At 59.2% G+C, this 16,292-nt stretch carries 16 protein-coding genes; 7 read left to right on the forward strand and 9 right to left on the reverse strand.

Annotated elements, in window-relative coordinates; all coding sequences use genetic code 11:
- Positions 1-73 precede the first annotated feature (73 nt).
- The 3 genes from B3797_RS00250 to B3797_RS00260 all read right to left on the reverse strand — a co-directional run bounded on the left by B3797_RS00250 (position 74) and on the right by B3797_RS00260 (position 2,924).
- Positions 74-1,102 carry a YncE family protein gene (locus tag B3797_RS00250; protein WP_311790051.1) on the reverse strand — a complete coding sequence of 343 codons (1,029 nt, stop codon included), beginning with the start codon at positions 1,100-1,102 and terminating at the stop codon, positions 74-76.
- Positions 1,103-1,311: 209 nt separating this feature from the next.
- Entirely contained in the window at positions 1,312-1,521 is a 210-nt protein-coding gene (locus B3797_RS00255; protein ID WP_120455222.1) for a DUF1471 domain-containing protein, read from the reverse strand.
- A 215-nt stretch (positions 1,522-1,736) separates the two neighbouring features.
- Complete coding sequence (locus tag B3797_RS00260) at positions 1,737-2,924, reverse strand: MFS transporter (RefSeq protein ID WP_311790052.1); 1,188 nt, start codon at positions 2,922-2,924, stop codon at positions 1,737-1,739.
- 105 nt (positions 2,925-3,029) lie between these two features.
- Between B3797_RS00260 and B3797_RS00265 the strand changes: the two genes are divergently transcribed.
- Positions 3,030-3,992, forward strand: coding sequence for an AraC family transcriptional regulator (locus tag B3797_RS00265; RefSeq protein ID WP_311790053.1), 963 nt, complete (start codon positions 3,030-3,032; stop codon positions 3,990-3,992).
- On the opposite strand, the gene B3797_RS00270 is transcribed toward B3797_RS00265, so the two are convergent.
- The 3 genes from B3797_RS00270 to gltP form a co-directional block, all read right to left on the reverse strand.
- Entirely contained in the window at positions 3,989-5,533 is a 1,545-nt protein-coding gene (locus B3797_RS00270; RefSeq protein WP_311790054.1) for a methyl-accepting chemotaxis protein, read from the reverse strand. The two genes, B3797_RS00265 and B3797_RS00270, sit on opposite strands and share 4 nt — an antisense overlap.
- Before the next feature lie 187 nt (positions 5,534-5,720).
- Positions 5,721-6,620, reverse strand: a complete 900-nt coding sequence (gene murQ / locus B3797_RS00275; RefSeq protein ID WP_126689146.1) for an N-acetylmuramic acid 6-phosphate etherase — start codon at positions 6,618-6,620, stop codon at positions 5,721-5,723.
- Positions 6,621-6,844: 224 nt separating this feature from the next.
- Positions 6,845-8,146, reverse strand: coding sequence for a glutamate/aspartate:proton symporter GltP (gltP, locus tag B3797_RS00280; protein ID WP_311790055.1), 1,302 nt, complete (start codon positions 8,144-8,146; stop codon positions 6,845-6,847).
- 549 nt (positions 8,147-8,695) lie between these two features.
- Between gltP and acs the strand changes: the two genes are divergently transcribed.
- From acs to B3797_RS00305, 5 genes are all read left to right on the forward strand, one after another.
- A complete protein-coding gene (gene acs, locus B3797_RS00285; RefSeq protein ID WP_311790056.1) occupies positions 8,696-10,651 on the forward strand; it encodes an acetate--CoA ligase in 1,956 nt (651 codons plus the stop codon).
- A gap of 148 nt (positions 10,652-10,799) precedes the next feature.
- Positions 10,800-11,129, forward strand: coding sequence for a DUF485 domain-containing protein (locus B3797_RS00290; protein ID WP_120455209.1), 330 nt, complete (start codon positions 10,800-10,802; stop codon positions 11,127-11,129).
- Entirely contained in the window at positions 11,126-12,775 is a 1,650-nt protein-coding gene (gene actP / locus B3797_RS00295; RefSeq protein ID WP_311790057.1) for a cation/acetate symporter ActP, read from the forward strand. Before B3797_RS00290 ends, actP begins: the two co-directional genes overlap by 4 nt.
- A 102-nt stretch (positions 12,776-12,877) precedes the next feature.
- On the forward strand, positions 12,878-13,132 hold the full coding sequence (locus B3797_RS00300; RefSeq protein ID WP_311783308.1) for a type II toxin-antitoxin system Phd/YefM family antitoxin: 255 nt from the start codon (positions 12,878-12,880) through the stop codon (positions 13,130-13,132).
- Positions 13,132-13,434, forward strand: a complete 303-nt coding sequence (locus B3797_RS00305) for a type II toxin-antitoxin system RelE/ParE family toxin (protein ID WP_311783309.1) — start codon at positions 13,132-13,134, stop codon at positions 13,432-13,434. Before B3797_RS00300 ends, B3797_RS00305 begins: the two co-directional genes overlap by 1 nt.
- A 69-nt stretch (positions 13,435-13,503) precedes the next feature.
- On the opposite strand, the gene B3797_RS00310 is transcribed toward B3797_RS00305, so the two are convergent.
- The 3 genes from B3797_RS00310 to B3797_RS00320 form a co-directional block, all read right to left on the reverse strand.
- The gene (locus B3797_RS00310; protein ID WP_311783310.1) at positions 13,504-14,049 is read right to left on the reverse strand and encodes a YfaZ family outer membrane protein; all 546 of its coding nucleotides are present in this window, start codon (positions 14,047-14,049) and stop codon (positions 13,504-13,506) included.
- Between the two features lie 119 nt (positions 14,050-14,168).
- Positions 14,169-14,864 carry an LrgB family protein gene (locus tag B3797_RS00315; protein ID WP_311790058.1) on the reverse strand — a complete coding sequence of 232 codons (696 nt, stop codon included), beginning with the start codon at positions 14,862-14,864 and terminating at the stop codon, positions 14,169-14,171.
- Positions 14,857-15,282, reverse strand: a complete 426-nt coding sequence (locus B3797_RS00320) for a CidA/LrgA family protein (RefSeq protein WP_120455201.1) — start codon at positions 15,280-15,282, stop codon at positions 14,857-14,859. Before B3797_RS00320 ends, B3797_RS00315 begins: the two co-directional genes overlap by 8 nt.
- Before the next feature lie 103 nt (positions 15,283-15,385).
- Here B3797_RS00320 and B3797_RS00325 point away from each other — a divergent pair, with 103 nt between their 5' ends.
- Positions 15,386-16,288, forward strand: coding sequence for a LysR family transcriptional regulator (locus tag B3797_RS00325; protein WP_311783312.1), 903 nt, complete (start codon positions 15,386-15,388; stop codon positions 16,286-16,288).
- The last annotated feature ends 4 nt before the right edge of the window (positions 16,289-16,292 follow it).

Consider the following 16,292-nt stretch of genomic DNA (forward strand, 5'->3'; position numbering starts at 1 on the left):
GCGGCACGCTTTTAAAGGTAGCCGAAGAAATGCAAAGGGCGGCCCGCAGCCGCCCCTGAAACTAACAGTGAAATCAAAGCGCGATGCGCATCACGCTGTCTGGATCTTTCGGCGGCTCTTTGCGCGAGCCTGGCTGTTTGACGCTGACGAACAGCGTCCTGCCGTCGGCGGAAAGCGCCAGGCTGTTAGGCAGGCCTGGCGTTTTAACCCTGCGTTTTACCTTATAGCTGGCAGCGTCAATGATGCTTACTTCGCCCGCTTTGCGGTGCGTAACGTAAAGCTCATTACTGTGCGGATTAAACAGCACCGCCAGCGACTCTGGAACGGCGATCGACTGGATCACCTTTTGATCGCGCAGATCGATGACCAGCACCTGCGGCTGCTTCGAGTCGCTGAGGAAAGCGCGCTGGCCCTGGGTATCAAGCGCGATATTCAGGAAGAAATGCGCGTTATCGCCGTCGATTTTCTGGCGCTTTTCAATGGCGTTGGTGCGGGTGTTGATGGTGACCAGCTCGCCATCGCTGTTAGTGATGTAGAGTTTCTGCCGCTCGCTGTCGACCGCCAGGCCAGTGCCCATTTTGCCGGTATTCGGCACCACGCTAATCAGCCGCAGCGTTTTGCCATCCACCACCCAGACCACGCTCTGCGGGCCAAGCCCGGTAACGTACACGCGGTCGGTTTTCACGTCGACGGCGATCTCGCGCGGCTGCAGCGGACGCACGTTTTCGCTGCGCTTGCGGCCGTCCAGCACCAGCGTGTTGATAACCCTGCCGCTGGCGGCGTCAATGGCGGTGAGCGCGCCGTTCACGGTATTGCCGACGTAAAGCACGTTGGTTTGCGGATTAATGGCCGCGCCAAAGCTTTTCAGCTCGGTAGAAACGGTTTGCTTAACGGCCAGCGTCTGCGGATCGAGGCGGAACACCGCGCCGCCCGGCGCATCATTGCCCAGGGACGCGGCGAGGAACAGCGCATTGTCGCTGGGGCTGAAGGCGAGTTCATAAGCGCCCTTGCTGACGGGCTGGCTGAGTTCGTCTGCATGCGCCAGCATGCCGGAGGCGGAAAAGAGCGCGGTAGCGAGCAGCGCAAAGGATAAGGATTTCATGATCTCTCCATAGTAAAGATTCACCGCCGTCAGGCAGTGCTGGAAAGCTCACATTGCAAACCCTGCAAAAAGAGAAGCGGCCCTGAAGCCGTCAAAGATATGTTTTTTAGCAAATGATAAGGATTTAACGCCGAAAGGGAAGCGGTTTCCCGCGCTTACAACGCCGCCAGGACGCCCGAAGGCGTCCTGTCAGCAACAGCCGGTCAGACTTATTTCAGCAGTTCAGCGGTCATATGCACGCCGTTGTTGGTGTAGGCTTCGGTCACTTTATATGATGCACCCGCGTCTTTCGCCTGCGCCGCGATTTTTGCTTCCGCGCCGTCCAGCGTCGAGTCGGTAGCGGTTACGCTCTGCGCGAAGCTGGTCAGCGGAAGAACAGAGAGAGCGATAACAGCAGCAAAAGTTTTGATGGTTTTCATGGTCAATTCCTCGGTAGATGTTTAGTAATTTAAGGCGTGTCGCCTTGTTGATATGAATAATAGACCGAGGATGATGCAGCGGATAGCGGAGATAATTGCCGTTCTTTATCAAATTTACTGACGATGAAAGCGCACAATTGGTGTAGCCGCACCGCAAAAGGTTAACTCGCTGGAATAATAAAAAATGGCAGCATATTTCGCTGCCCTTAAGCTTTTTATCCGTGATGACGCACTCGGGTAAAGATGGTGATGGCTGCCAGCAGCATCAGTACGCCACTGGCGAGAAAGACGCCGCCTGCGCCCTGTAAGTCGAACATCCAGCCGCCCGCCGCCGCGCCTGCGGTAATCGCCAGCTGAATAGTCGCCACCAGCAGACCGCCGCCCGATTCGGCATCGTCCGGCACCGCGCGCGAGATCCAGGTGGACCAGCCGGTCGGCATCGAACCAAAAGCGAGTCCCCACAGCGCCACGCCCGCGGCGACCAGCCAGGAGACATCGGCGAAGCTCACCAGCAGCAGCGCGGTCGCGCTCATCACCAGCGCCATCACGCTCAGCGTCAGCGATACGCTGCGCGTCACCAGATAGCCCGCCAGCGAGGTGCCGAAAAAGTTAGCCACGCCAAACGCCAGCAGCACCAGCGACAGCTGATTCAGGCTCAGCTGCGCGCTGTTCTCCAGGAAGGGACGCAGATAGGTAAAGAAGGCGAAGTGGCCGGTAAACATCATAATTACCGCCAGCATGCCCCAGCGCATCAGGCCGCTGCGCAGCAGATCGAGTACGCCGCCGCTGCGCGCTTTATTCTCCGGCGGCATGGCAGGCAGCGTAAAGCATTGCCAGATCAGCGCCAGCACGCCCAGGCCTGCGGTGAGCATAAAGATATTGCGCCAGCCGATCAGGCTGCCGAGGTAGCTGCCGAGCGGCGCGGCGATGATGGTCGCCAGCGAAATGCCGCTGAAAACGATCGACAGCGCGCGCGGCACCTGAGCGCTCGGCACCAGACGCATGGTAATCGCGGTCGAGAGCGTCCAGAAACCGCCAATCGCCATACCGAGCAGCACGCGCGCCAGCAGGATCAACGTCAGGTTACTCGCCAGCGCCACCAGCAGCGCCGAGGCGACCAGCAGCAGCGTAAAGGCCAGCATCACTACCCGGCGATCCAGCCGCCGCGTTACGCTGCCCACCACCAGGCTGGTCAGCAGCGCCACCAGCGCAGTCACCGTCACCGTCTGGCCCGCCTGCCCTTCCGATACCTGCAGCGAAGCCGCGATCGGCGTCAGCAGGCTAACCGGCAGAAACTCGGCGGTGATCAACCCGAATACGCCAAACGCCATTGAAAATACCGCGCCCCAGGCGGGACGAACGGGTACGGAAACCTCATCAGCCACTTCTGTACTCAGACTCATGTAGCTTCTCCAGAGAAAAAATGATTAAGGCTGGAGCATAGAGAGTGCGGGCAAGACGATCTATGATGGCAACACCTTCATTATTGATAATTCGTCTGGAATGCCATGAGCCATTATGAAGATCTGACCAGCGAGCTGCTGATGGGAATGCGGCTTCACGGCGTGACCTATCAGCGTATTCAGCTCTCTGCGCCCTTCGGGCTGCGCTATGAGCAGGCGTCGGGCCGCGCGCAGTTTCACTTTGTCGGGCGCGGGCCGCTGCTGGTGCGTGGCGCGTCGGGTGCGATTTTCACCCTGAATACCGGCGACGCGCTGCTGATCCCGCATGGCAAACCGCACAGCCTGCTCTCGTCGCCTGACGCCGCCAGCGAAAACATCGCCGCCTTCGTCAGCAAGCCGATCTGCGACAGCGTGTGCGCCATCGGCGCGCCCGCCGACGCCTGCGACGATGAGGAGAGCGTGATTTTATTCAGCGCCTGTATGAAATTCGAGCTGGGCGGCATGCAGCCGTTGATCAACACCATGCCGGATATCATGCTGGTCAGTACGCTGCTGTCGAAGTACCCGGAGATCCAGCCCATTCTCGACGCGATGGAGCGCGAGTCACGCACGCGGCACGCCGGGTTCGCCGGTATCCTGTCGCGGCTGGCGGACGTGGTGGCGGCGCTGATCGTGCGCGGCTGGGTAGAGAACGGCTGCGGTCAGGGCAGCGGGCTGGTACAGGCGATGCGCGATCCGCGTCTGAGCAAAGCGATCGCCGCGATGCACCGTGAGCCGGGAGAGAGCTGGACGGTTGAAAGACTGGCGCGGGTGGCGGGCTGCTCGCGGTCGGTATTTGCCGAGCGCTTTCAGAACGCCACGACCATGACGCCGCTGCGCTACCTGACCGAACTGCGTATGCGGCTGGCGGTGCAGCGCATCGTCAATAACGGCGAGGCGGTGGAGGTGGTGGCGTTCCAGCTTGGCTACGGCTCGCTGGCGGCCTTTAGCCGCGCCTTTAAGCGTATTGTCGGTCAGCCGCCCGGCGCGCTGCGCGCCGGGCGGGATGAGAGCCGCATCGCCTCTTAGCGGAAGACGCTGATGGCTTCCACCAGTCGGTTAGCCTGATGCGTCATACGCCCCGACGCCTCCGCGCTCTCCTGCACGCGCGCCGCGTTGCGGTGGGTAATATCGTCGAGATCTTCTACCGCCGTAGAGATTTCACTCAGCGCGGTGGACTGCTCGGCGGTGGCGGCACTGATCTGCGCGATCAGTGAAGAGACGTTCTGCACCTGCGCGACAATATCCTGCATGGTGCGACCCGCCGCGTCGGCGTGATTGCTGCCAAGCTGGACGCGGCTGGCGCTGGTTTCCACCAGGCTTTTAATTTCGCTGGCGGCCTTCGCGCTGCGCTGCGCCAGGCTGCGCACTTCTCCCGCCACCACCGCAAAGCCTTTGCCCTGTTCGCCCGCGCGCGCCGCTTCCACCGCGGCATTAAGCGCGAGGATATTCGTCTGGAAGGCGATGCTGTCAATTACGCTGGTAATATTGGCGATGCGCTGCGAGCTTTCGGCGATTTCCGCCATCATGCTCACCATCTCCTGTATGACTTCACCGCCCTTGCTCGCCGCCTGGCTGGTGTGCGCCGAAAGCGTATTAACCTCGCCCGCCGTTTCGGTATTGCTCTTCACCGTGGCGGTCATTTCATTCATGGTGGCGGCGGTCTGCTGCACGTTGGCAGCCGCCTGCTCGGTACGACGGCTCAGCTCGTTGTTGCTGTTGGCGATAGAGTCGCTGGCGCTGAGGACGTTAATCGCCTGACCGCTAACGTCATCCACCAGCCAGCGAAACATCAGGCCGAGCTGGCCGACGGCGCGCAGCGTCATCCCGACCTCATCGACGCGCTCCATCTCTTCAACCTTATGGCTGGCGCCGGTCGCCACGCTCAACGCCTGCTGGCAAATACGTTCAACAGGCCGCGAGATTTGCTGTTCCATCCACAGGCTGGTCAGCAGCAGCAGGATCGCCATCCCGCCGGTAAAGCAACCGAGCGACGCGGGCGTCATCCCGAGCAGCGCAGCGCTGAGCGCCGCCAGCGGCAGCAGCGTCATCAGCGGCAGCCGGATACGCCAGCGCAGCGGCATTGTTTTCAGTAGCGAGCCGACGCGTCGCCAGCCGGTACGCACAATCAGCCCTTTATGGAAGCGGCGTCCCTTGGCTCGCCCTTCGCGGAAATCACGATAGAGCGCCTCGGTGGCGCGAATTTCCGCCGCGTCGGGCTTGGTGCGCACCGACATAAAACCCTGCACTTTGCCGTCGCGCACGACCGGCACCGCATTGGCGCGCACCCAGTAGTGATCGCCGTTTTTACGGCGGTTTTTGACCAGCGCGGACCAGGGCTCACCCTGCTTCAGCGTCGCCCACATATCGGCAAACGCCTCTGGCGGCATATCGGGGTGGCGCACCATATTGTGCGGCTGTCCGTTGACCTCTTCCGGCGTAAAACCGCTGACCTCAATAAAAGCGTCGTTGGCGTAGGTGATATAGCTGTTGATATCGGTGGTCGACATTAATGTCGCCTGGTCGTCAAACACGAATTCGCGCTGAGTGACTGGCTGGTTGTTACGCATGGTGGGTCCTTGAAAGAGCTGCTGAGAGTAAGGTGATTATCAGTTATGTTTTTTTATCTTTTCGGCAGCAAAAGACCCTGGCTTTAGTGGCGGCAATTAATTTTCCCCGCTAAAAAAGCGGACTGGCGAGCAATTAACCCGCCAGCAGCGCACATTTAATCGTTTAGCTCTTTTTAATAATCGATCCTCATCCCTGTAAGGCGCGACGGATAAAACCCTGGTGCCTGGCGAGCAGCGTGCGGGCTTCGGCGGCGTCGATACCGGCCAGCAACATCAGAATGGCGGTTTTGCAGTGGCCGCCGCAGGCCGCCAGCGCGTGACTGGCGCTCGCCTCGTCGCAGTCGGTGGCCTGCATAACGATATTGATCTGGCGCTGCACCAGCTTCTGGTTGGTGGCTTCCACGTCGACCATCAAGTTGCCGTAAACTTTGCCGCTGCGGATCATCGCGCCGGTAGTGAGCATATTGAGCACCAGCTTCTGGGCGGTGCCCGCTTTCATACGCGAGGAGCCGGTAACCACCTCCGGGCCGACCACCGGCGTGAGCGCGATCTCCGCCGCCTGCGCCATGGCGCTGTTGGGGTTGCAGGTCAGCGCCGCCGTGGTGGCGCCAAGCGAACGGGCATACTCCAGCGCGCCCAGCACATAGGGGGTGCGGCCGCTGGCGGCGATACCCACCAGCACATCTTTCGCGCTGAACTGGATGTCGCGCAGATCCTGCGCGCCCTGCTCGCGATTATCCTCTGCGTTTTCCACCGCCTGGAGTATCGCCTTGTGGCCGCCCGCGATCAATCCCACCACCTGGCCGCGCGGCGTGCCGAAGGTAGGCGGACATTCGCTGGCGTCGAGAATGCCAAGACGGCCAGAGGTGCCCGCCCCGCTGTAGATCAGCCGACCGCCCTGCGCGAAAGCGGCAACGATGGCGTCAACCGCCTGCGCAATCTGCGGCACTATCGCCTCGACCGCCAGCGCCACTTTTTTGTCTTCATTATTAATAACGCGCAGCATCGCGTCGGTAGAGAGTTCGTCGATGTTCTGACTGGCCGGGTTGCGGCCTTCGGTAATGAGCTGGCTGAGGTCGATAGTCATGGGGCATGCTCCGGGAAAGAGTTGATTCAGGCCCGTTTTTATCATACTTGCAGGATAAAAAAAGGGTTCAGACGTTGTCTGAACCCTACGTTTGTTAGCAAGGAGCCAACGCGAGAGAGAGGGGCCGATTGCAAAGACGCAAAAAGCGCCACCCCTGGCAGCTCGGCCCCTCTCTCCCGCTTGCCGGCATTAGATGCCGCCTGATGGTCAGGTCAAAAGAAGGGTTAGTTCACCGTTTGCGTACGCAGCGTCAGCTCGTACGCTTTCGCCTGCTCGGCGTCGAACTGATTCTCCCAGCGGGCGATAACCAGCACCGCCAGCGCATTGCCAATAACGTTGAGCGCGGTGCGCGCCATATCCATGATGCGGTCGACGCCCGCGATAAAGGCCAGCCCTTCCAGCGGAATGCCGACGCTGCCCAGCGTCGCCAGCAGCACCACAAAGGATACGCCCGGCACGCCTGCGATGCCTTTTGAGGTCACCATCAGCGTCAGTACCAGGATAATCTCATCGGTCAGCGACAGGTCTATGCCGTAAAGCTGCGCGATAAAGATGGCGGCGATACTCTGATAGAGCGTTGAACCATCCAGGTTAAACGAGTAGCCGGTCGGCACCACAAAGCTGGTGATCGCCTTCGGCGCGCCGTAGGCCTCCATCTTCTGCATAATGCGCGGCAGGACGGTTTCCGAACTGGAGGTCGAGTAGGAGAGGATCAGCTCATCTTTCAGAATGCGCATCAGGGTGGTGATGCGCAGCTTGCAGAAGCGCGCCACGCCGCCGAGAACCACAAAAGCGAAGAAGAGAATCGCGGCATACACCAGCAGCACCAGCTTCGCCAGCGGCCACAGCGAGGCGAAACCAAAGTTGGCGATAGTCACAGCGATCAGCGCAAAGACCCCTACCGGCGCGTAACGCATGATCATATGCGTCACCTTAAACATGGTTTCCGACACGCTGCGGAAAATGTTTACCAGCGGATCGCGCTGCTCCGACGGCAGCGCCGAGAGGCCCATGCCGAACAGCACCGAGAAGAAGATAATCGGCAGCATGTCGCCCTTCACCAGCGAGGCGAAAATATTCTGCGGGATCAGCGACAGAATAGTGGCGACCAGGCTGTGCGGCCCGTTCTGCACCGCTTCGGTCGTGGCTTCATACTTAGAGATGTCCACCGTTGCCAGCGTTGACATATCAATGCCGGTGCCGGGTTGAAACACGTTAGCCAGCGTAATGCCGACCACAATGGCAAGGGTGGTGATCACTTCAAAATAGACGATGGTTTTGACGCCAATACGTCCCAGTTTCTTCGCATCGCCTACGCCAGCGATGCCGACAATCAACGATGAGATCACGATAGGCACAACGATCATCTTGATCAGGTGAATAAAGATGTCGCCCGCCGGGCTGAGAATGTTGGTGATTAACCATTCACGATCGTCTGGCTGATTATGCAGCACTGAACCAGCAATGATGCCGAGCACCAGTGCAATCAGAATCTGCCAGGCCAGGCTTATTTTAAAACCTTTCATAACGCGTTATTTCCTCAGTCAAAACCCCTATTGCTACGCTGCGAAGGTGCAGAGAAGGATACACACAGGGAAGTGAGCAAAAGCCCGGTAAATTAGAGGGTTATTGAGGACAGCGTCCTCTACGAAAATGCGAAAATTCCCGTACTTTTTTCAGACGCCGTCTGGTTGAGTCCTGCTGAGCAGGGGCGAGATAAGTACCATTTTCACTGTGGTAAATGCAACCCCTGGCGTCTTCGGTTAAAGATTAGCCACTCTTATAGCATAAAATGCTGTTTAGTTATCAAAACCCTAACTTGCTGTTCTGAAAAGTAATAGTTCTTACACTGTGCGCATAGCTATGCAGCGTTGTGCAAAATAGCGGCGGGTTTGTTTGCTGTATTTTTAGCCAGCCGGAGGGGGCAGAACGGGGAATGTTCACGCGATTTTGCAAAGGATTACACGCTTGTGTCTGCTCTCGTGATCTGTGGCGCAAAAAAGAAACAAAGCGATGGCGTAGTCTTCACTTAACCTTTGATTGACATATTATTAACATCTTCAAGGAGATCCGCCATGAGCCAACAACATAAACACCCGATACCCGCCAGCATCGCTGCGAATGCGCTGATTACCGCCGAGCAGTATCAGACAATGTATCAGCAATCCGTCAGCGACCCGGATGCGTTCTGGGGCGAGCAGGGAAAAATTCTCGACTGGATCAAGCCCTACAGCAAAGTGAAAAACAGCTCCTTCGCGCCGGGCAATATTTCTATTCGCTGGTATGAAGACGGCACGCTTAATCTGGCGGCCAACTGCCTCGATCGTCATCTGGAAAAGCGCGGCGATCATCCCGCCATTATCTGGGAAGGTGACGACGCCAGCGAAAGCAAGACCCTGACCTTCCGCCAGCTGCATAACCAGGTGTGCCGTTTCGCCAACGTGCTGCTGTCGCTGGGGGTGAAAAAAGGCGACGTGGTGGCGATCTATATGCCGATGGTGCCGGAAGCGGCGGTCGCGATGCTGGCCTGCGCGCGTATTGGCGCGGTGCACTCGGTGATTTTTGGTGGCTTCTCGCCGGAAGCGGTCGCAGGACGCGTGGTGGACTCCAGCGCCAGGCTGGTGATTACCGCTGATGAAGGGGTACGCGCCGGACGCCCCATTCCGCTGAAGAAAAATGTCGATGAAGCGCTGAAAAACCCCAGCGTGAACAGCGTGAAAAACGTGGTGGTGCTGAAACGTACCGGCCAGCAGATCGACTGGCAGGATGGCCGCGATCTCTGGTGGGCTGACTTAATGGATAAAGCGAGCGAGCAGCACGCGCCCGCCGAGATGCAGGCTGAAGATCCGCTCTTTATCCTCTATACCTCCGGCTCGACCGGCAAACCGAAAGGGGTGCTGCACACCACCGGCGGCTATCTGGTTTATGCGGCGACCACTTTCAAATACGTTTTCGATTACCACCCGGAAGATGTCTACTGGTGTACCGCAGATGTCGGCTGGGTAACGGGCCACAGCTATCTGCTCTACGGGCCGCTGGCGTGCGGCGCGACGACGCTGATGTTTGAGGGCGTGCCGAACTGGCCGAAGCCGAGCCGCATGGCGGAAGTGGTGGACAAGCATAAGGTCACGCTGCTCTATACCGCGCCGACAGCGATCCGCGCTCTGATGGCGGAAGGCGATAAAGCGATTGCCGGCACCAGTCGTAAAAGTCTGCGCATTATGGGCTCAGTGGGCGAACCGATAAACCCGGAAGCCTGGGAGTGGTACTACAACAAGATTGGCGACGGCCGCTGTCCCATTGTCGATACCTGGTGGCAGACAGAAACCGGCGGCTTTATGATCACGCCGCTGCCGGGCGCTACCGAGCTAAAAGCGGGCTCTGCGACCAAACCTTTCTTCGGCGTACAGCCTGCGCTGATGGATAACGAAGGCAACCCTCAGGAGGGCGCGGCCGAGGGCAACCTGGTGATCACCGACTCCTGGCCGGGCCAGGCGCGTACCCTGTTCGGCGATCATGAGCGCTTTGAGCAGACCTATTTCTCTACCTTTAAAAACTGCTATTTCAGCGGCGACGGCGCGCGCCGCGACGAAGATGGCTACTACTGGATCACCGGCCGCGTCGATGACGTGCTTAACGTCTCCGGCCACCGCCTCGGCACCGCTGAGATCGAGTCCGCGCTGGTTTCCCATCCGAAAATCGCCGAAGCGGCGGTGGTGGGCATCCCGCACAGCATTAAAGGCCAGGCGATCTACGCCTATATCACGCTGAACCACGGCGAAGAACCCTCGCCGGAGCTCTACAGCGAGGTGCGCAGCTGGGTACGTAAAGAGATTGGGCCGATCGCTACGCCCGATATTCTGCACTGGACCGATTCGCTGCCGAAAACCCGCTCCGGCAAAATTATGCGCCGTATTCTGCGCAAGATCGCTGCGGGCGATACCAGCAATCTGGGCGATACCTCAACGCTGGCCGATCCGGGCGTAGTGGACAAACTGCTGGAGGAGAAGCAGTCGATTCGAATGCCTTAAATACCTTTACTTCCCGGCGGGAACTCTCTTCTTCCCGCCCCCCTTTCCTTACGCTGTGTGTTTCTGAAGTCACATAAAAATAATTGACCGGGCCTTTCTCGCGCATCGACGTGAGGCTGCCGCCTGCATAACCTCTGGAGAAACTGTGATGAACGACGCCCTTTCTACTCAGGAGGCGCTCAATCAAAGGATTGAACGTCATCCACGCTTTCAGGAGCTGGTACATAAACGCCAGCGGTTTGCCCTGATTCTGTCGCTAATTATGCTGGTGCTTTACGTCGGCTTTATTCTGCTGATCGCTTTTGCGCCCGGCTGGCTTGGCACGCCGCTGCACGCAGGCACCAGCGTCACGCGCGGCATTCCCATTGGCGTGGGACTGATTGTTATTTCCTTCGTGCTGACCGGCGTTTATGTCTGGCGCGCCAACGGCGAGTTCGATCGCCTGACGAAGCAGATCCTCAGCGAGGTGACCCCATGAAACGTCTTTCTCTCTGGCTGCTGGCATTGCTGCCCACCTCCGCGCTGGCGGATGCCCTGACCGGCGCGGTACAGAAGCAGCCTACTAACTATCAGGCGATTATCATGTTTGTGGTTTTCGTCGCCGCTACGCTGGGTATTACCTGGTGGGCATCGAAGCGCACCCGCTCGCGCAGCGACTACTATACGGCGGGCGGCAATATTACCGGCTTCCAGAACGGGCTGGCGATGGCGGGCGACTTTATGTCCGCCGCCTCCTTTTTGGGCATCTCCGCGCTGGTGTACACCTCCGGCTACGACGGCCTGATCTACTCGCTGGGCTTCCTGGTGGGCTGGCCGATGATCCTGTTTCTTATCGCCGAGCGCCTGCGCAACCTTGGCCGCTACACTTTCGCCGACGTCGCCTCCTACCGCCTTCAGCAGAAGCCGATCCGTACCCTCTCCGCCTGCGGCTCGCTGGTGGTGGTGGCGCTCTACCTGATTGCGCAGATGGTGGGCGCAGGCAAGCTGATCCAGCTGCTGTTCGGCCTCGACTATCATGTCGCTGTGGTGCTGGTCGGCATTCTGATGGTGCTCTACGTGCTGTTCGGCGGCATGCTGGCGACCACCTGGGTGCAGATCATCAAAGCGGTGCTGCTGCTGTTCGGCGCTACTTTTATGGCGGTTATGGTGATGAAGGCCGTCGGCTTTAGCTTCAATAACCTTTTTACTCAGGCGATGGCGGTTCATCCGAAAGGCGCAGCCATTATGCAGCCGGGCGGGCTGGTGAAGGACCCTGTTTCCGCGCTCTCGCTCGGGCTGGGGCTGATGTTCGGCACCGCCGGATTGCCGCATATTCTGATGCGCTTCTTTACCGTGGCGGATGCGCGCGAGGCGCGTAAAAGCGTCTTCTGGGCCACCGGCTTTATGGGCTACTTCTACTTCCTGACCTTTATTATCGGCTTCGGCGCGATTCTGCTGGTGGGCGCGAACCCTGCCTTTAAGGATGCCAGCGGCGCGCTGATCGGCGGCACCAATATGGCGGCGGTGCATCTGGCGAACGCGGTCGGCGGCAGCACCTTCCTCGGCTTTATCTCCGCCGTGGCCTTCGCCACTATCCTGGCGGTGGTGGCTGGTCTGACGCTGGCGGGCGCGTCGGCGGTGTCGCACGATCTCTACGCCAGCGTGATCCGCAAAGGCCAGGCGACCGAGCGCGAAGAGCTGCGCGTGTCGAAGATTACCGTACTGATATTAGGAGTAGTGGCGATTGCGCTGGGTATTCTGTTTGAGAAGCAGAATATCGCCTTTATGGTCGGCCTCGCCTTCTCTATCGCCGCCAGCTGTAACTTCCCGATTATCCTGCTGTCGATGTACTGGTCGAAGCTGACCACGCGCGGCGCAATGATCGGCGGCTGGCTCGGGCTGATCACCGCCGTGGTGCTGATGATCCTTGGCCCGACGGTCTGGGTACAGGTGCTGGGCCACGCGTCGCCGGTTTATCCTTATGAGTATCCGGCGCTTTTCTCAATGATCGTCGCCTTTGTCGGCACCTGGCTCTTCTCCGTGACTGACCATTCGCCGCAGGGCGCGCAGGAGCGCGGCCGCTTCCGGGCGCAGTTTATCCGCTCGCAGACCGGCATCGGGATTTCGCAGGGCAAATCGCACTGAGATGGACTGTTCCCCGCCAGCGTTAAAGGACGCTGGCGTTTTTCTCTGCGGGAAGGTTAAAATAAGTACGAATCGCACGATTCGCACGACTAAGGAATCACCATGCTGAGTTTTACCGCTAACCAGGCTAAAACGCGTTTTGGCGAACTCATGAACAAAGCGCAGCACGAGGCCGTTACCATCACTAAAAATGGCCGTACCGCCTTTGTCTGCCTGCCTGCTGAAGATTACGAAGCCTTTGAGCAATTCAAGCTGGAAAGCCTGCGGGCTAAACTGGCGCACGCTATCGCTCAGGCGGAAAAAGGTCAATTGCACGACGGAGAAAGTGCCTTTGATGAGCTGATGAAGGATTTGTAATGGGGCAGTTCAGGCTCACGGATGAAGCGAAAGAAGATTTAAAAGAGGTCAAAGCCCATTCATTAACGCAATGGGGGCCCGTCATCACTAAAGCGTATCTGCATGGCATGCGCATTGCGATGCAAATGCTGGCAAATCATCAGGTCGGCATAGACGTCAGCGATGAAACCTGGCCAGGCGTCTGTTACTGGCCCTACGAAAGTCATTATCTCTATTTTCTTCGCGTGCCTGAAGGTATTCAGGTTATCGCGGTTATTCACCAGTCGCGTCTGCCAAAAGCGGTGAAAAAGCGCCAACCCTGACCGCATCAGGAGGGCAAAAAAAACCGGTCGCACAGGCAACCGGCTTACACTTCTTTTTTCTGAACCCAATCAGAAGCGCAGTGAAGCGCCGACGTACGGGCCATCGACCAGCACGTTATCTTTACGGCCGCCTTTATTGTTCAGCTCGATATACTGATAACCCACGCGCAGGTTAACCAGGGAGATTGGGGTGAAGCTCAGGCCGCCAGCGGCTTCCTGATAGCTGTCGAGATGGTCGGTCAGACCTTCCGGCGCGTAGTAGTATTCGCCGTACAGGCCCCACATATTGTTGAAGCTGTACTGCGCGCCGCCGCCCAGCGCCACGGCAAAGCCATCTTTACCATCTTCCGGATGGGTGAAAATGGTCTTAGCGGTCGGTGCCAGACGCAGCCCGCCGATATCGACGTTGTAACCCAGTCCCAGACCGTAAGTGCTGCCGTCGTGATCGCTGCGCAGCCAGTTGCCTTTAAGGAACAGGCCCGGCGAAGTGGTGCCCAGACCAACGTTCAGATTAGTGTTGTGCTCGCCTACATCTACGCTGCCTTCGATAGCCTGCGCCGCGCCGCTCAGCAGCACCAGACCCAATGCGCTCCCGGTAACAAGTTGCTTAAACATGATTCCACTCCGTGAAAGGACAATAATTTCGGCGCAAAGGTTAACAGCCTGAAATCCTCTGACAACTCTATTTGGCAACCTTTACGTAAACAGACATGTCGTCAGCGCGCGATTGCTCTTCAGACTCCCCACATCAGCTGGCCGATAAGCGGTGCCAGCACCACCGTCACTACGCCGGAAAGCATCATTACCAGACTGGCGACGACGCCCTCCTGCTCGCCGAGCTGATAAGCGCGCGCCGTCCCCGCGCCGTGTGACGCCGCGCCGAGACCCGCCCCTTTCGCCACGCCCTGGCGGATGGCGATACGCAGGAACAGGACGTCTCCTACCGCCATGCCGAACACGCCGGTAATAACGACAAACAGCGCCACCAGATCCGGCTGGCCGCCGATGGGCTTCGCGGCCGCCAGCGCGAACGGCGTGGTAATGGAGCGCACTGCCAGGCTGCGCTGGATCGACTCAGGCAGCGTCAGCAGCCGCGCCAGCCATACCGAGCTGCACACCGCGACCAGCGTAGCGGTCAGCACTCCCGCGCTCAGCGAGAGCCAGTGGCGTCGAATAATTGCCATGTTTTCATACACCGGCACAGCAAAGGCCAGCGTCGCCGGGCCAAGCAGCCAGAGCAGCCAGTGGCTTTCGGCAATATAGTCCTGCCAGGAGACGTGCGTAATAAGCAGCAGCCCGACCAGCAGCAAGGGCGTCGCCACCAGCGGCATCAGCAGCAGCGTGCGCCAGCGGCGATAGAGGCGTTTATTGAGAAAGTAGATCAGCAGCGTGACCGCCAGGCAAAGCAGGCTGAGGATAACATCACGCATCGCGTTGCTGCCTGCGCGCCGCGCGCGCCACTTCATAGCGATAGAGACGATCGACCACCAGCGCGGTGGAAGCCAGCACCAGCAGAGTGCTCAGCGCAATTACCACGCAGATGCGCCAGCCATCGACGCGCAGCAGATCGCCGTAGTTCACTACCGCCACTACCGCCGGAATAAAAAACAGCAGCATCTCCGCCAGCAGCCAGCGCGAACCCGCTTTCACCCAGCGCAGCGGCAGCACGCGCGTGACGATCAGCGCCAGCAGCAGCAGCATGCCGACGATATTGGCGGGCAGCGGCAGGTGCAGCCAGCTCACCAGGCGATCGCAGGCGATAAACATGCCCACATACAGCAGCAGCTGTAGCGGCAACCAGAGTCGTTGCAGCCTGCCCGTTCTTTGCGGGCTGAGCGCTAACGCCATTTTCTTCTCTCCTCTAATGCAATCCGGCGCTTAGTATAAATCCGCAACAGAAGGTGAAAAAAATGAATTAAAATCATTCCAGCCATGCCAAAAGGGAATAGTTATGGACGTTCGCGCTTTACGCTACTTCACCGAGGTGGTGCGCCAGCAGAGCTTTACCCGCGCCGCCGAGAAGCTCTACGTTACGCAGCCCACCATCAGCAAAATGCTGCGCCAGCTGGAGGAGGAGCTGGGCTGCACGCTGCTGCTGCGCGACGGCCGCAAGCTGCACCTTACCGACAGCGGTCAGGCGGTCTACCAGCGCGGCCTGGCGATTTTGCAGGAGTTCCATCAGCTGGAGGCGGAGATCGGCGATATTAACCAGCTAAAAACCGGCGAGCTGCGCCTCGGCATTCCGCCGATGGTCGGTATGCAGATCGCCGGGTCGATCTCGGCGTTTCGCCGCCGCTATCCCGGCGTAGAGCTGAAAATTTCTGAGTTTGGTGGCCTGACGGTGCAGCAGGCGGTGCTGGCGGGCAGTCTGGATATCGCGCTTACCGCCCTGCCGGTCGATCCCGATTTGCCGCTTAATACGCTACCGCTGATGCATCATCCCCTCTGCGTGCTGGTGCCGCGCCAGCCCGCCTGGCTCAACCGCAGCCATATCGGGCTGGCGGAGCTGGCGGCGCATCCGCTGCTGATCTTCAACGAAGAGTTTTCCCTGAACCGTCAGCTGATGAAGGCGTTTCAGCGGCTGGGCGTCACGCCGCATATCGCGGTGCGCAGCGGACAGTGGGATTTTCTTGCGGCGATGGTGCAGGCGGAGATGGGACTGGCGATTCTGCCGGAGCCGATCTGTCAGCGGCTGGATAAGCAGTCGCTGCTGTGGCTGCCGCTGGAGTCGGATCTGAAGTGGAGTCTGGGATTGATCTGGCGGGAGGGAAGCTATTTGTCGCGCAGCGCGCAGGCCTGGATCGCCTGCTGTCGCGAACACTGGCCGGATGAAGCGCCGCGCCTGTCAGTTTAGGCGC

It is taken from the genome of Pantoea sp. UBA5923, from assembly GCF_002431095.1.
GTDB lineage: Bacteria > Pseudomonadota > Gammaproteobacteria > Enterobacterales > Enterobacteriaceae > Pantoea > Pantoea piersonii.

Excerpts from the sequence above, each read along its gene's own strand:
- B3797_RS00250 (WP_311790051.1), bottom strand. The coding sequence starts at position 1,102 with ATGAAATCCTTATCCTTTGCGCTGCTCGCTACCGCGCTCTTTTCCGCC.
- B3797_RS00255 (WP_120455222.1), bottom strand. The coding sequence starts at position 1,521 with ATGAAAACCATCAAAACTTTTGCTGCTGTTATCGCTCTCTCTGTTCTT.
- B3797_RS00260 (WP_311790052.1), bottom strand. The coding sequence starts at position 2,924 with ATGAGTCTGAGTACAGAAGTGGCTGATGAGGTTTCCGTACCCGTTCGT.
- B3797_RS00265 (WP_311790053.1), top strand. The coding sequence starts at position 3,030 with ATGAGCCATTATGAAGATCTGACCAGCGAGCTGCTGATGGGAATGCGG.
- B3797_RS00270 (WP_311790054.1), bottom strand. The coding sequence starts at position 5,533 with ATGCGTAACAACCAGCCAGTCACTCAGCGCGAATTCGTGTTTGACGAC.
- murQ (WP_126689146.1), bottom strand. The coding sequence starts at position 6,620 with ATGACTATCGACCTCAGCCAGCTCATTACCGAAGGCCGCAACCCGGCC.
- gltP (WP_311790055.1), bottom strand. The coding sequence starts at position 8,146 with ATGAAAGGTTTTAAAATAAGCCTGGCCTGGCAGATTCTGATTGCACTG.
- acs (WP_311790056.1), top strand. The coding sequence starts at position 8,696 with ATGAGCCAACAACATAAACACCCGATACCCGCCAGCATCGCTGCGAAT.
- B3797_RS00290 (WP_120455209.1), top strand. The coding sequence starts at position 10,800 with ATGAACGACGCCCTTTCTACTCAGGAGGCGCTCAATCAAAGGATTGAA.
- actP (WP_311790057.1), top strand. The coding sequence starts at position 11,126 with ATGAAACGTCTTTCTCTCTGGCTGCTGGCATTGCTGCCCACCTCCGCG.
- B3797_RS00300 (WP_311783308.1), top strand. The coding sequence starts at position 12,878 with ATGCTGAGTTTTACCGCTAACCAGGCTAAAACGCGTTTTGGCGAACTC.
- B3797_RS00305 (WP_311783309.1), top strand. The coding sequence starts at position 13,132 with ATGGGGCAGTTCAGGCTCACGGATGAAGCGAAAGAAGATTTAAAAGAG.
- B3797_RS00310 (WP_311783310.1), bottom strand. The coding sequence starts at position 14,049 with ATGTTTAAGCAACTTGTTACCGGGAGCGCATTGGGTCTGGTGCTGCTG.
- B3797_RS00315 (WP_311790058.1), bottom strand. The coding sequence starts at position 14,864 with ATGCGTGATGTTATCCTCAGCCTGCTTTGCCTGGCGGTCACGCTGCTG.
- B3797_RS00320 (WP_120455201.1), bottom strand. The coding sequence starts at position 15,282 with ATGGCGTTAGCGCTCAGCCCGCAAAGAACGGGCAGGCTGCAACGACTC.
- B3797_RS00325 (WP_311783312.1), top strand. The coding sequence starts at position 15,386 with ATGGACGTTCGCGCTTTACGCTACTTCACCGAGGTGGTGCGCCAGCAG.